The sequence below is a fragment of the Paenibacillus sp. GYB004 genome (assembly GCF_036577605.1).
Classification (GTDB): domain Bacteria; phylum Bacillota; class Bacilli; order Paenibacillales; family NBRC-103111; genus Paenibacillus_AB; species Paenibacillus_AB oceani.
The window spans coordinates 161258-174368 of sequence record NZ_JARBDB010000052.1; the positions used below are offsets into that span (position 1 = coordinate 161258).

Consider the following 13111-nt stretch of genomic DNA (forward strand, 5'->3'; position numbering starts at 1 on the left):
TCGGAGTCAAAGCCGGGGGACCCTCGGCTTTGACTTTCGTTTTGCGAGTGGAATAAGCTACAAAGAACAACTTCACTTTTTGGGGTAACTTGGGGGTGGTGAAACGGTGAGCAAACGCGATTTTTATGAAGTGCTTGGGGTTAGCAAGGACGCGTCCGAGGACGAGATCAAGAAAGCGTACCGCGGGTTGGCGCGCAAATATCATCCGGACGTCAACAAAGCCGCCGACGCGGAGGAGAAGTTCAAGGAAGCGAAAGACGCCTATGAGGTGCTGAGCGACGGCCAGAAACGGGCGAACTACGACCGTTTCGGACATGCCGATCCGAACCAGGGAATGGGCGGCGGCTTTGGCGGGCAAGATTTCGGCGGCTTCGGCGATATTTTCGATATGTTTTTCGGCGGAGGCGGGGGGCAACGGCGTAATCCGAACGCTCCTCAGCGCGGCTCCGATTTGCAATATACGATGCAGATTGAATTTAAGGAAGCCGTATTCGGCAAAGAAATGGATATCCAAATCCCGCGCACCGAGTCGTGCGATACGTGCCACGGCTCCGGAGCGAAGCCGGGGACAAAACCGGAAACTTGCAGCACCTGCCGCGGCAGCGGGCAGCAGGAAGTGGTGCAAAACACCGCATTCGGCCGGATCGTCAACCGTCGGGTATGTTCGACATGTAACGGCCAAGGCACGACGATCAAAGAGAAATGCTCGTCGTGTCACGGCGCAGGGAAAGTGAAGCGCCAGCGCAAAATCAACGTGAAAATCCCGGCGGGCGTCGACGATGGGGCGCAGCTGCGCGTATCCGGCGAAGGAGAAGGCGGGACGAGAGGCGGTCCTCCGGGAGACTTGTACATTGTGATCCGCGTCAAGTCTCACGACTTCTTCGAGCGGGAAGGCGACGATATTTTCTGCGAAGTGCCGTTAACGTTCGTTCAAGCGGCGCTCGGCGACGAGATCGAGATTCCTACGCTAACCGAGAAGGTCAAGCTGAAAATCCCGGCCGGTACGCAGACGGGGACCTATTTCCGCCTGAAAGGCAAAGGCGTTCCCAGACTTCGCGGTTACGGACAAGGCGATCAGCAAGTGCGGGTCGTCGTCGTAACGCCGACGAATTTGAACGAGCAGCAGAAAGACCTGCTCCGCGATTTTGCCAAAGAAAACGGCGAGCATACGCATGAGCATAACGAGTCGATTTTCGAACGGATGAAAAAAGCGTTTCGGGGCGATTAGTTTCCGCATCTAAAGCCATTCGATCAGCTAACAGGCTGGTGGAATGGCTTTTCATTTTTTTATTTGAGCCGCGATGCATAGTTGGTGTACGATCCGGGCAAACTTCTATAGTTAGTTCCTAATTCAACCAACCGAGGAGGATTACCGATGAACAACCATAAGGCGAACAATGCTGAGAATGAAATCGAGAACGAGCAACTGGAAATAGCCCGAAACGAGGACGTCGAATTCTCCGAATCGCTTGCCGACGCTGCCGATCTGGAAGCGGCCGAGCGCGCTCAAGCGGCGGAAGAACGCCAAGAGAACGCCTAATCCGCAACCTATGCGTATGCGGCAGGCCTTGACCGGAGGTAACGACGAATGGCTGAGAAAAGCGTGCTGGCTTATTTCAAAAGCCGGGAAGATGCCGAAGGAGCGGCGGCCAAGCTGAAGTCGCTTCGCATCGAAGACATGCGGATCGACGAGGTTGGACGATTTGCGGGCGAAGGAGTGGACCATGTCGAAAATCCGATCAACGGCGACATACCGGGACTTGGATATTTGACGCTGGGCGGCGACTTCGACCGGAATGCGGGAATACTTGCTGCGGCCGACGTCAGTGCAAGCGGGATGAGCTCAGGCGGCGAGGACGACACGATGGGCCGCAACTATTTGCTCACAGCCGTTATGAACGAAGACGTTCACCATCAGGCGCTGAGCGTCGTCCGGGAGTCGGGCGGCCTGGCGTAATCCGATAGATGGATCGGACATACAAAAAAGAAAGGAGGCGGTCCGAGAGGGTCGTTTCCTTTCTTTTTTTGCATGGTCTCCGAACTCGTTGCGCGCGAGAGTCTTGGCGTGGCGTGCGGGGATATTGCTATCGCAGTCTTAGGAGCGATTTGCACCTCTTATTTGGAGCGAAATCGGGTTTTGGGCGGAAATAAGAGCGGTTTGTAGCTGCTAAATTACCTGAAATGGCTGGTTTGGCGGCAGAGTGGCCGAAATAAGGGTCTCCGAAAAAGCAAGAAGGCAGCTTCATAAGGGGTACAAACATCTCTTATTGTTCATCCCCGCAGGCTCTCCTCTCCCTATCGCATCAACCGATTCAAAGCGACTGCTCCAACGAGCCTGCTTCACGGAGGATCGCCTCGCGTCTCAGGACGGAAGCCGGCATGAATGCTAGCCATCAAGCCGTCCAATGAGCCGGCCGGACAAGCGACGGCGGCAGCTTGGTGCGCGCATCTCCTTTGGCCGCGTTGAGCTGGGCTTGGGTGAGGTAAATGCTGCCGGTGAGATTGGCTCCGCTAAGATCGGCGTCCCGGAAATCGGCCCCGATCAGGTCGGCGGCTCTTAGATCCGCGCCTTTCAGGTTGGCCGCGATCAGATAAGCGCCTCTTAAATTGGCGGCGCGGAGATCGGCTCCCCTCAGGTTAGCCCCGATGAGGTCGGCTCCTCTGCCAATTGCTTTTTGACGTCCTTGCGCCGGTTTTCGTGTTTCCTTGGGGCGCGCTTCTTCCCGCACGAGCTCGCTAGTCCGCAGCAAAAGCTCGTTTACTTTCGCCCGGTGAGTCGCCACGTCCAGCTCCAGAAGCGATTCGGGACGAAGGCGGGTGAGCCGCAGCGTCTCGTCGAGTAAGGCGCGAAGCTCCTCGTGAATCGACTGTGCAGGTTGCAGTGTCAGCGATTCCGTCAAATACCATAGCAGCTCGTACAGCTGCTTCATAATCGGGAACACCTCGAACATCGTCTTCGCGGTGGCCGGGGCCTGCCGCCAGTCGATTCCGCCATAAGTAACCTGGGATACCATCTGCCCGGCGCCGAAGCAGTCATAAACCGTGCAGCCTTTAAATCCCAGCTTCCTTAAATCGGTATGAACGCCGCAGCGAAAATCGGCCTGCAAATTCGAGCATGGCCGTCCGGCGTCCTTATCTGCGGCAAAGTCCGCGGAGGCTGCAAAGGGCAGTGCCACGCAGCACAAGCCGAAGCAATTCCCGCAATCCCCCTGCAGCTTGTTGCTGCTTATGCCGGGAAGTTGTCCTGAAAGTTCGTGTATCTCAGACAACGGTCTTCCTCCTCTGCATCATTCAATTCTTCTATAGTAGTACCGAATGATTTCTTCGTCAATTGGGCTCTCGGTAGATAGGGTGGTGCGGGATCAGTACAGGACGGCGGGGGTATGGGGAGGTTGGCTCTCGGTAGAGGAGTAAACACTCCGTCCAATGACGGAGAGCAGCTTCGAGCAAGTGGTGTTTAGCTGCATGACGGCGTTAAGTCAACCATAAAATTGATTTATTGATTGACCATTATATGGAATATTTTGATAGAATAAGGAGTCGGTACAATCTATCGATCCTATTTTTTATTATTGAGGGAGAACTATAACCATGTCTCGAAAAAAAGGCATATTGGTATCGATCTTCGCCTTACTAGTTGTAGGCGGTTGGATCTTGTATATCCAACTGCAGCCGAAAGGGTACGCGACTCCGACATACGCGACGGATGCTTTCTTCGGTGCCGTTATGCGGAAGGATGCCGGTGCGGCCGTTCAAGCTTCGGACGATCCTTGTGGGATGATGGCGGAACAACGGATTAAAGAGTTTCAGGAAGGTCTGCGCCATGAAACTCTGCTGCAATACACAATACTTTCGAACACCGAGATAAATCCGGATTGGAATGAGGTTTGGGTGGAAATCGAGTTTGATGATGGAAGAAAAGGGAAATATCCTTACATGGTGGAACGGGAGATGGGCGGATGGCGGCTTCAATTTGAACGTTTCAGCATGGACCAGAACGGCAATGTTACCGGTAAAGCGGGATGTGTAATGGGGGAGCCTTCTTTTACGGATAAGCTTGTGAGGAAAGTGCGTTCACTCATTCCTTAATCGTTACGACCTCTGTTCGATCCTTACATGTAGACATCTACTATATGCTTAATATCAGAACGCTGGAAGCCAGAGAAAAATACGAGTTGTTAGGTTAATAGAACAGCTTCCTTGTCAACTGCTGTTTTACAATCAGATATCGCTTGTCACATTTGGATTTTGATTTATAGCAGGTGTTATTCCTTTGTACGACCACAGGCAAGCAAAATTAGACTATTCCGAACCGCCCGCCTTCCCTTATAATGGACGAGATTGGTTAACTTCATCATTCGGAGGGGGAAATCACATGCTTGTTCAACCAAACAGCAGACTGGTCATGATCGGGGACTCCATCACGGACTGCGGCCGCGCTAGACCGGTCGGGGAAGGCCGGGGCACCGAATATGGAAACGGTTACGTATCGGTCGTCAACGCGCTGCTTAGCGCTGTATATGCGGGCCGTCATATCCGGGTGATCAACGTCGGGTCGAGCGGCAACACGGTTCGCGATCTGAAGGCGCGCTGGCAGACGGACGTATTGGACTTGAAGCCGGACTGGCTGTCGATTATGATCGGGATCAACGACGTATGGCGGCAGTACGATATGCCGAACTTCAGCGAGAAGCATGTCGGCATCGAGGAGTACGAGCAGACGCTGCGCGAGCTGATCGCTTCCGTTCAGCCTTCCTTGAAAGGGCTTATACTGATGACTCCGTTCTACATCGAGCCGAATCCCGAAGATGCGATGCGTGGGGCGATGGACCGGTATGGGGCGGTGGTCGCGAAGCTTGCCGCCGAGACCGGGGCTGTGTTCGTGGATACGCAGAAGGCGTTCGACGCGGTGCTGAATCACTATTATCCGGGTGCGCTTGCCTGGGACCGCGTACATCCGAATTTGACCGGACATACGGTGCTTGCTCATGCTTTCCTGAATGCGATCGGCTTTCAATGGAACGGAGACAACGCCTGAAGAGGCGGAGAACCGACGTTATAGCCTTAACCTGCGGATACGACCCGCACTGCTTTATCTCGAACATCATGGAACAGAAACGAAACGTTAGATCAGGGAGAGATTAAGCCATGGACAAGCGGAAGCTGACTTTTCGGGAAGACGGAACTTTTACGATTGCACAATTTACGGATATTCATTGGATCGACGGCAGCGAGGCCGATCAACGCACCAGAAGCTTGATGGAGCTCGTCATCCGGGAGGAAGCGCCCGATCTCGTCGTATTTACAGGCGATGTGATTTATTCGGGAGGCAAAGGCTGCACCGATCCGTTCCAAGCGCTGCGGGATGCGGTCGCAACGGCCGAGAACGCGAAGATTCCGTGGGCGCTAGTATTCGGCAACCACGATACGGAAGGGAACATTACCCGGGAGCAGCTGGCCCCGGCCGTCGAGACATACGAGTTTGCCGTCTCGGACTCGGGACCGGCGAATTTGTCGGGCTTCGGCAATTTCGTACTGGAAGTGGAAGGGCGTAGCGGACAGACGGCAGCGGCGCTGTACGGGCTGGACTCCGGGGAGTATTCACCGCTTCCCCATATCAAAGGCTACAACTGGTTCCGGCGCGATCAAATTTCCTGGTTTTTGCAACAATCCGCCCGTCTGACGGAACAGAACAAGGGAGAGCCGCTTCCGGCGCTCGCGTTTTTCCATATCCCGCTCCCCGAGTACAATCAGGTATGGGAGACGCAGACTTGTTACGGCCACAAGCAGGAGAACGTGTGCTGCCCGCCGCTGAACAGCGGGATGTTCGCGGCGTTCGTTGAAGCGGGCGATGTGATGGGGACGTTTTGCGGACATGACCATGTGAACGACTATTGGGGAGAACTGCACGGGGTCCGCTTAAGCTACGGCCGGGCGACGGGCTATAATACTTACGGACGCGAAGGGTTTCCGCGCGGGTCGCGGCTGATCCGGTTGCGCGAAGGCGAGCGGAGCTTCGAAACGTGGCTGCGGCTCGATGACGGCACTGTCGTTCTGGAGCAGCCGGAACATGTTCCGGGAGTTGGAAAAGCAAAAATTGTGGAATAATCGGTCCATTCCGCAAAAAATGAACAGAAACAAGACGGAATTTGCGCTAAGATGAGGCTAGACGCCGGTATGCCGGCGATCGCATACAAGGAGGTTCTCCCATGCAAGCGTTACTTTCCGTTATTGACACGTTGCAAGCTGCAGGATCCGTAGTAAAAACGTACGAGCGGTCGCTCGCCGAGTATGAGGGCGTATCGCTCGTTATGATTAAGCGGGACGGCCGCAAATTGTTGCTCGCTCAAGGAGCCGGAGAATTGGCCGACGCACTGGAAGGTGAAGCGGTAGCAGGGGGGGCCGATTCGGCGAAGCTGTGCCCGCTCACGCATGCCAACCGGCTGACACTGAACCGGTTTTTCCCCTACACCGCTCCTCGCGCCTTTGGCACGCAAATCTCGACGATCGGGCTCGGCGACCGGCTCGGCATCGCTTCTCCGGGACATATCGAGACGGTGCGCGGCCACGATATCCGTCCGATTCTGGCCCAGCAGAGCATCCGCGAGCTGAACCTGACCGGCCGCGATTACAAGGAAGTGCTGGACGCCGCCTGTTATGCCGCTTTCCAGGAAGGCTACAAGGACGGCTTCGGCGCCGACGGCGACCATCTGAAGGTAGAGGCCGACATCGAGCTGGCGCTCGGGCTCGGCTTCACGATGCTGACGCTGGACTGCTCGGAGCATATCGACAATACGGTGGAAGGGCAATCCGACGCCGACATCTTGGCGAGCTACGCGAAAGTTCCGGCTGATGTCCGCTCCCGTTACGAGGACGGCTATTTGAACCGCAATTTCGAGGCGGCGGGCACCGGTTTTGTCTTTAACGAGCTGACCTTGGCCAAAAATGTGCTTATCTATGCCAAAGCGATCGATTATATGGAGCATGTGTTCACCAAATACATTCAAACGGCCGGCCGGGACATCGACTTCGAAGTGTCGATCGACGAGACGCTGACGCCGACCGATCCGGGTTCGCATTTCCTGATCGCAGAGGAGCTGTACCGCCGCGGTGTGAAGCTGTTCAGCATGGCGCCCCGCTTCTGCGGAGAGTTTCAGAAAGGGATCGATTACATCGGCGACGTCGCCCGGTTCGAGGAAGAGCTGAAGATCCACGCGGCCATTGCCGACCATTTCGGCTACAAGCTGAGCATCCATTCCGGCAGCGACAAATTTACGGTGTTCCCGATGATTGGCGTCCATACGAAAGGCCGGTTCCATCTGAAGACGGCCGGAACGAACTGGCTGGAAGCGATGAGGGTGATCGCCAGGACGGATCCGGGACTGTACCGCCGCATGCATACTTATGCATACGACCATTTCGGAGAGGCGACCGCGTATTATCACGTGAAGGCGGATTTGAACGCGATCAAGCCGCTGGAGAGCGTAGCCGACGCCGACTTGCCGGATTACTTGAACGACGACGACGCCCGTCAGATGCTTCATATCACCTACGGCATACTGTTGCAGGCCAAGGATGAGAGCGGCAAGTCTCTGTTCAAAGACGAGTTTTACCGGACGATGGACGACAACGAGCCTAGCTACACGGACGCTTTGATTGCGCATATCGGCAAACATGTAAAGCTGCTTGGCAAATAAGCCGAATCCGTGTACAATGAAAGCGTACGCATCATGCACACGTTAACAATGACTCGTTCATCTCATCCGTTTTTTCGGGGAAAGGAACTGCAGCATGGCTATTCAAACCAAACAGGAGCTTCGCTCGTTCGTCAAGGAAACAATTCGCACCACCCCGATTTCCGATATCCACACGCATCTGTTTACCGAAGATTTCGGCGATATGCTGCTGTGGGGAATCGATGAGCTGCTCACGTATCATTATCTCGTGGCGGAGACGCTGCGCTTCCATCCGGATCTTCCGTACGAATCGTTCTGGGCGATGTCGAAGCGGGAGCAGGCCGATCTCGTCTGGCAGACGCTGTTTCTGGACCATTCGCCTTACAGCGAGGCGTGCCGCGGCGTTCTGACCGTTCTGAACCGTCTTGGACTTGACGTTGCGTCCAGAGATCTGGAATCGTACCGCGCCTTCTTCGCATCAAAATCGACAAGCGAATATATCGACCTGATCTTTAAGCTGTCCAACGTGGCGAACGTCTGCATGACGAACGATCCGTTCGTCGACTCGGAGCGAAATGCCTGGGAGACGATTCAGGAGGTCGACCCGCGGTTTAACACGGCGCTCCGGATCGATCCGCTGCTGATGCAGTGGGAGGAGAGCACGTGGGAGAAGCTGAAAGGATGGGGCTACGACGTCGAACAGGCGGTGTCGGACAAAACGGTCGAAGGCATCCGCGAGTTTCTGCGTACGTGGATCCGCAAAATGAATCCGCTGTACATGGCGGTTTCCTTGCCTCCGTCGTTCCGTTATCCGGAGCAGTCGGCCCGCGGCGATATTATCGCCAAATGCATTCTTCCGGTAGCGAAGGAGTTCGATATTCCATTCGCGATGATGATCGGGGTCAACAAGCGGGTTAATCCGGCGCTGGGCGATGCGGGTGACAGCGTAGGCTTAAGCGATGTACGGACTGTCGAGCAGATCTGCTCGTTGCACCCGGACAACAAATTCCTGTGCACGATGCTCGCCCGCGAAAACCAGCACGGGCTGGCCGTTGCGGCCCGCAAGTTCCGCAACCTGCACGTGTTCGGCTGCTGGTGGTTCCTGAACAATCCGAGCCTGATCGAAGAGATGACGCGCATGCGCTTCGAGCTGCTCGGGACGAGCGTAACGCCGCAGCATTCCGACTGCCGGGTACTCGATCAGCTGCTTTACAAGTGGGACCATTCCCGGGAGATTATCGCGAATGTGCTCACGGACAAATACGCCGATTTGCTTGAAACCGGCTGGAAAGTAAAGAAAAAAGAAATTCGTCGGGACGTATCCGATCTGTTCGGCGGCGCGTTCTGGCGCTTCCTGGGCAAAGAAAACCCGGTGAAATGAGCCGGTACGGCGGGCACGACGGAAGGGAGAGGTTGGCGATCCCTGCCGTCTCCGCTCCGCCCGTAACGCCTAACGTCAAGCAAGCCCCTTGTCGATCATGACAGGGGGCTTGCTTTTTGCCGCTTAACGCAAACGGAGCGATTAAACCTGATCCGTATGCTGCTTGCGCTTCCGGATATGGTAGACGCATTTTTTGCCGCCCTTGGCCAAACATTCCGTACGGACCACATCGGCTCCAAGCAGCGATTCGAACAACCCTAGCTCGCATTTGCAAGCATGATTGTACTTATTCGCAATTTGCGAGATCGGACAATTGTGCTCCTTCAAAATGTACTCGTCCTCGTTATGCTGTTCCCATTCGGCCATATAGCCGTTCTCGTTCTGAATGGTAGCGAGAGCAGCGACTTTCTCGGACAACGCTTTGTTCTCCATGGCGTTCGCGTATTTCTGGAACAACGTTTCTTTCCGGCGCTCGAATAACCGTTCGACCATCCCTTCGCCGGCCTCGCTAGCGAGCTCGCCGAGCAGATCGAGCGCTACGGCATGATATTTCTTCGGGAAATAGTGCTCGGCCTGAGCGGTAAGGCTGTACACGGCGGTCGGCCGGCCCATCGGCTGGCGCACGGTTCTCGGCTCGATCAAACCGTCGCGCTCGAGCGCATCGATATGCCGGCGTACCGCCATACCGGTAATTCCCAAATGTTCGGTTAAGTCTCTGGCGCTAAGCTCGCCGTTCGTTTTCAGGAGCTGAATAATAAGCTCACGGGTCGAAAGACCGTTATCCTGTTTCAATGTGACACCACCCGTAAAATTAGCCGTAATTGATCGTCGCCGTCGAATGTTCCTCGCAATCGGAGGAGCAGTAGCCGTCGTACCGTTCTTCGCATTCGTCGCAGACGATATGCTGCATATGGCAGCTGTCGTTCGCGCAGTTGATATAGCGGTCGGCCGGCTTCTTGCAGTGATGACACGTTCCTACGACGATATCCTCATCGGTCTGGTTGATCGGCACCGAGATGCGCTCGTCGAATACGTAACATTTCCCGTCGAACAGACGGCCTTGAACCTCCGGATCTTTGCCGTACGTGACGATCCCGCCGTCGAGCTGGTATACGTCTTCGAACCCTTCCTGAAGGAGAAAGCCGGTCAGCTTCTCACAGCGGATGCCGCCTGTACAATAGGTCAGTACCGGCTTCTTCTTGAGCTCGCCCATATTCTCCCGAATCCAGTCCGGGAACTCCCGGAACGATTCTACATCGGGACGGATCGCATTGCGGAAATGCCCGATATCGAACTCGTAGCCGTTTCGTCCATCCAGCACGATCACGTCCTCCTGCTGCAGCTTCTCGTAAAACTGCTTAGGCGAAAGACGCTTGCCGCCGATAACGTTCGGGTCGAGAGGCTGGTCGTAGCGGAACGTGACCAGTTCTTTTTTGTAACGGACGAAAATTTTGGTGAAGGCATGCCGGTCAGCCGGGTCGATCTTGTATACCATATCGTGGAACAACGGATTTTGGCGCATATGCTGCATATATTGCTCGGTCTGGGCGATCGTGCCGGACAACGTGCCGTTAATGCCTTCGTCGGCGATCAGGATGCGCCCTTTAATCCCGAGCGCTCGGCAGAAGTCCAGATGCTCCTTGGCGAAAGCTTCCGCTTCCGGGATTGGCACGAATTTATAATACAACAATATTGCATATTCATGGTTGGACATGAACGTTCTCACCTTTTCTATGAAATCTGCTATGAAAACCGACTGCGAACAAGCAGTCTTCTAAATTGTATGAATTAGTTTACATAAAGTCAACATAGCCCTATACAAAGTATTTATTTCCCTCCGCTTCTTATTGACAAAAAGCGAGGAACGGATCATAATTATTATACATAATACTATAAAAATATAAATAAAAAAACAGTTTCACATCAGATGATTCTATGGAAGAGGGACTTCGAAGGAGTTTTTGTTGCGGGCGGAGCGTATCCGGCTTCGCTGAGAACTTAGACTTTGAGGCTTCACTCCTAACCAAATAAAGCAGGTTAACGGAGGAGGAACGACGATGATTCAAATCAGCGATCAAGCTACCGCCAAAATAGCGGAACTGATTGAGAATTCGGAAGTAAGCGGCGCGTTTTTGCGGTTCGGCGTCAACGATGGAGGCTGCAGCGGATTATCGTACCAGATCCGGATCGACGACGAGATGCAGGAAGACGATCAAGTGACGGAATGGTCTTCGTTTAAAGTGGTTGTCGACTCCGCGAGCCAGCCTTTCGTAGATGGCGTTCAGATCGGGTATAAAGAAGCCGGGATGACGGGCGGTTTTACGATCGACAATCCGAATGCCAAAGCGACCTGCGGCTGCGGAGCGAGTTTCCGGACGGCCGCGTACCGGGGCCAGGCTAAGAAGTGCTAAGACCGGAGAAGAGGCCGCCTTGGGCCGATCCCCAGCGGTAACTGATAAGCGGACCGATCCGCTTGCGTGCGTCCAACTATGATTCGAACAGGAATGGTGAAGATGAAGCTGCTAGGTATTTCAGGGACGATAGTAGGGTCCAAAACCGCGATTGCGGTTCGTCAAGTGTTGGAAGCGGTACGCCGCGACAACCCGGATATTGAAACGCAACTGCTCGATCTGAAGCAGTACGACGTCCAATTTTGCGACGGTAGAGATCCTGCCGCTTATACGGGCGATACGCGCAAAGTCATCGACATTGTTGCTGAGGCGGACTTTTATATTATCGGCACGCCGATCTTCCAGTCTTCCCTGACAGGCGTACTGAAAAATTTGTTCGACCTGGTGCCGGTGAACGCCCTGTACAATAAGGTCATGGGGTTTGCCGCGACAGGCGGCACGTACCAGCACTATCTCGTCGTGGAAAATCAGCTCAAGCCGATTGCCGGTTATTTCCGGGCGTTTGTCGCACCAAGCTACGTCTACTTGCATGACGACCACTTTAATCCGGACAAACAAATCGCCGACGAGGATGTGCTCAGGCGAATCGATAGATTGGCCGAGGAAGTCGTATTCATGCAGCGCAAGCTTAAATCGTAAGCCGCTAGCCAAGCTGAACTGCCGCCCCGATCAAGCGAAGCCTCCGTTGCATTCGTAAACAATTCGCAAAAACCGCCTGTAAAGGCGGTTTTTTGCTCTGCCAGGACGTTTAAGTTCTTTACCGTGCTAAAGGGAAGGGGAGGGGGGTTCCTTCCTTGGTGTTAGCGAACGTATACTCAGGTCCGATGACTAACGAACGAATCGGATCGTGCTTATGGCTGAAAAACGATGTTATTCCAGACGTAACGAATCCCGGCATCGTTATTGAACTGAAAGTGGAAAAAACGATCCGATTTGCGGGTAATAACCATACAAGAATTCGTTACAAATTCAAACGTCCGCATTCGGCGCTGATAACGAACGCTGGATTCGTTAGCCACACCGCCGCATGAGGACACTACGACTGAGGGCGCAACTGGAGCGAAGGTACCTATTCCTATTCCCTTCCAGCGTACGAACGTATGGGCCTACATGTCAAAGAACCGCCCGGACTTCACATTTTTCGGACGGTTTTTGTACCACCTGCGCCAAAAAAACGCGAATGAACCGCCAATCGGGTCACGGACCCGGCGACTGGACGGAAAACACGATATCCTGCCCTTGGCAGTCGATCGTCAGATCGCGATTGTCCAAATACCAGATGTCGGTTTCCTCCATAAATAAAGTGATCCCGGCATTGCCCGGAGTAACCGAGATCGCCGGATAACGAGGCTCGCTCTTGGTGACGCCGAGCGAATAAGCATCGTCGCCGCCGCCGCTGTACCGGACGAATACGCGGAGCTGATCGCCCTCGCGGACGCCCCATTCCTCCTTAAAGCAATTGACGGCTGCAGAAGTTACATTCAGGCTGGTCATCATTCAACACCTCGCAAAAGGGATGTAGGGATCTTGCTGTTCGGCACAAGAGCATCGGCCGCCTTATATAGCAACAGCGGTAAAAAAGAGTCGCCTCCTTCCTACCGCCGTTCGAGGTTACTGCTTGAGGGGGACGCGAGGTCCCCATC

At 54.5% G+C, this 13111-nt stretch carries 14 protein-coding genes; 10 read left to right on the forward strand and 4 right to left on the reverse strand.

The window, feature by feature from the left end:
* Positions 1 to 106: 106 nt before the first annotated feature.
* From dnaJ to PV433_RS22200, 3 genes are all read left to right on the forward strand, one after another.
* Positions 107 to 1228 carry a molecular chaperone DnaJ gene (gene dnaJ, locus PV433_RS22190; RefSeq protein ID WP_332074227.1) on the forward strand — a complete coding sequence of 374 codons (1122 nt, stop codon included), beginning with the start codon at positions 107 to 109 and terminating at the stop codon, positions 1226 to 1228.
* 147 nt (positions 1229 to 1375) lie between these two features.
* A complete protein-coding gene (locus tag PV433_RS22195) occupies positions 1376 to 1540 on the forward strand; it encodes a YfhD family protein (RefSeq protein ID WP_332074228.1) in 165 nt (54 codons plus the stop codon).
* A gap of 48 nt (positions 1541 to 1588) precedes the next feature.
* Positions 1589 to 1957 carry a hypothetical protein gene (locus PV433_RS22200; RefSeq protein WP_332074229.1) on the forward strand — a complete coding sequence of 123 codons (369 nt, stop codon included), beginning with the start codon at positions 1589 to 1591 and terminating at the stop codon, positions 1955 to 1957.
* Positions 1958 to 2393: 436 nt separating this feature from the next.
* Here the strand turns inward: PV433_RS22200 and PV433_RS22205 are convergent, their stop codons facing one another.
* Positions 2394 to 3269 (reverse strand): pentapeptide repeat-containing protein, encoded by an 876-nt coding sequence (locus PV433_RS22205; RefSeq protein WP_332074230.1) that lies wholly within the window; start codon positions 3267 to 3269, stop codon positions 2394 to 2396.
* 322 nt (positions 3270 to 3591) lie between these two features.
* On the opposite strand from PV433_RS22205, the gene PV433_RS22210 reads away from it, so the two are divergent.
* The 5 genes from PV433_RS22210 (at position 3592) to PV433_RS22230 (ending at position 9057) form a co-directional block, all read left to right on the forward strand.
* Entirely contained in the window at positions 3592 to 4089 is a 498-nt protein-coding gene (locus tag PV433_RS22210) for a hypothetical protein (RefSeq protein WP_332074231.1), read from the forward strand.
* A 286-nt stretch (positions 4090 to 4375) separates the two neighbouring features.
* On the forward strand, positions 4376 to 5038 hold the full coding sequence (locus tag PV433_RS22215; RefSeq protein WP_332074232.1) for an SGNH/GDSL hydrolase family protein: 663 nt from the start codon (positions 4376 to 4378) through the stop codon (positions 5036 to 5038).
* 110 nt (positions 5039 to 5148) lie between these two features.
* Complete coding sequence (locus PV433_RS22220) at positions 5149 to 6108, forward strand: metallophosphoesterase family protein (protein WP_332074233.1); 960 nt, start codon at positions 5149 to 5151, stop codon at positions 6106 to 6108.
* A gap of 101 nt (positions 6109 to 6209) precedes the next feature.
* Positions 6210 to 7697, forward strand: coding sequence for a tagaturonate epimerase family protein (locus PV433_RS22225; RefSeq protein ID WP_332074234.1), 1488 nt, complete (start codon positions 6210 to 6212; stop codon positions 7695 to 7697).
* A 94-nt stretch (positions 7698 to 7791) separates the two neighbouring features.
* A complete protein-coding gene (locus tag PV433_RS22230) occupies positions 7792 to 9057 on the forward strand; it encodes a glucuronate isomerase (protein WP_332074235.1) in 1266 nt (421 codons plus the stop codon).
* A gap of 141 nt (positions 9058 to 9198) precedes the next feature.
* Here PV433_RS22230 and PV433_RS22235 read toward each other — a convergent pair whose 3' ends face one another.
* Both PV433_RS22235 and trhO read right to left on the reverse strand, forming a co-directional pair.
* Complete coding sequence (locus PV433_RS22235) at positions 9199 to 9849, reverse strand: helix-turn-helix transcriptional regulator (RefSeq protein WP_332074236.1); 651 nt, start codon at positions 9847 to 9849, stop codon at positions 9199 to 9201.
* A 19-nt stretch (positions 9850 to 9868) separates the two neighbouring features.
* Positions 9869 to 10771 (reverse strand): oxygen-dependent tRNA uridine(34) hydroxylase TrhO, encoded by a 903-nt coding sequence (gene trhO / locus PV433_RS22240; RefSeq protein WP_332074237.1) that lies wholly within the window; start codon positions 10769 to 10771, stop codon positions 9869 to 9871.
* Positions 10772 to 11114: 343 nt separating this feature from the next.
* On the opposite strand from trhO, the gene PV433_RS22245 reads away from it, so the two are divergent.
* The gene (locus tag PV433_RS22245) at positions 11115 to 11468 is read left to right on the forward strand and encodes a HesB/IscA family protein (protein ID WP_332074238.1); all 354 of its coding nucleotides are present in this window, start codon (positions 11115 to 11117) and stop codon (positions 11466 to 11468) included.
* Between the two features lie 102 nt (positions 11469 to 11570).
* Positions 11571 to 12107 (forward strand): NADPH-dependent FMN reductase, encoded by a 537-nt coding sequence (locus PV433_RS22250; protein WP_332074239.1) that lies wholly within the window; start codon positions 11571 to 11573, stop codon positions 12105 to 12107.
* Between the two features lie 558 nt (positions 12108 to 12665).
* Here the strand turns inward: PV433_RS22250 and PV433_RS22255 are convergent.
* The gene (locus tag PV433_RS22255) at positions 12666 to 12965 is read right to left on the reverse strand and encodes a HesB/YadR/YfhF family protein (RefSeq protein WP_332074240.1); all 300 of its coding nucleotides are present in this window, start codon (positions 12963 to 12965) and stop codon (positions 12666 to 12668) included.
* Positions 12966 to 13111 lie beyond the last annotated feature (146 nt).

What these genes read in the sequence shown, in the direction of transcription:
- PV433_RS22195 (WP_332074228.1), top strand. Translation starts at nt 1,376, where the DNA reads ATGAACAACCATAAGGCGAACAATGCTGAGAATGAAATCGAGAACGAG.
- PV433_RS22200 (WP_332074229.1), top strand. Translation starts at nt 1,589, where the DNA reads ATGGCTGAGAAAAGCGTGCTGGCTTATTTCAAAAGCCGGGAAGATGCC.
- PV433_RS22210 (WP_332074231.1), top strand. Translation starts at nt 3,592, where the DNA reads ATGTCTCGAAAAAAAGGCATATTGGTATCGATCTTCGCCTTACTAGTT.
- PV433_RS22215 (WP_332074232.1), top strand. Translation starts at nt 4,376, where the DNA reads ATGCTTGTTCAACCAAACAGCAGACTGGTCATGATCGGGGACTCCATC.
- PV433_RS22220 (WP_332074233.1), top strand. Translation starts at nt 5,149, where the DNA reads ATGGACAAGCGGAAGCTGACTTTTCGGGAAGACGGAACTTTTACGATT.
- PV433_RS22225 (WP_332074234.1), top strand. Translation starts at nt 6,210, where the DNA reads ATGCAAGCGTTACTTTCCGTTATTGACACGTTGCAAGCTGCAGGATCC.
- PV433_RS22230 (WP_332074235.1), top strand. Translation starts at nt 7,792, where the DNA reads ATGGCTATTCAAACCAAACAGGAGCTTCGCTCGTTCGTCAAGGAAACA.
- trhO (WP_332074237.1), bottom strand. Translation starts at nt 10,771, where the DNA reads ATGTCCAACCATGAATATGCAATATTGTTGTATTATAAATTCGTGCCA.
- PV433_RS22245 (WP_332074238.1), top strand. Translation starts at nt 11,115, where the DNA reads ATGATTCAAATCAGCGATCAAGCTACCGCCAAAATAGCGGAACTGATT.
- PV433_RS22250 (WP_332074239.1), top strand. Translation starts at nt 11,571, where the DNA reads ATGAAGCTGCTAGGTATTTCAGGGACGATAGTAGGGTCCAAAACCGCG.
- PV433_RS22255 (WP_332074240.1), bottom strand. Translation starts at nt 12,965, where the DNA reads ATGATGACCAGCCTGAATGTAACTTCTGCAGCCGTCAATTGCTTTAAG.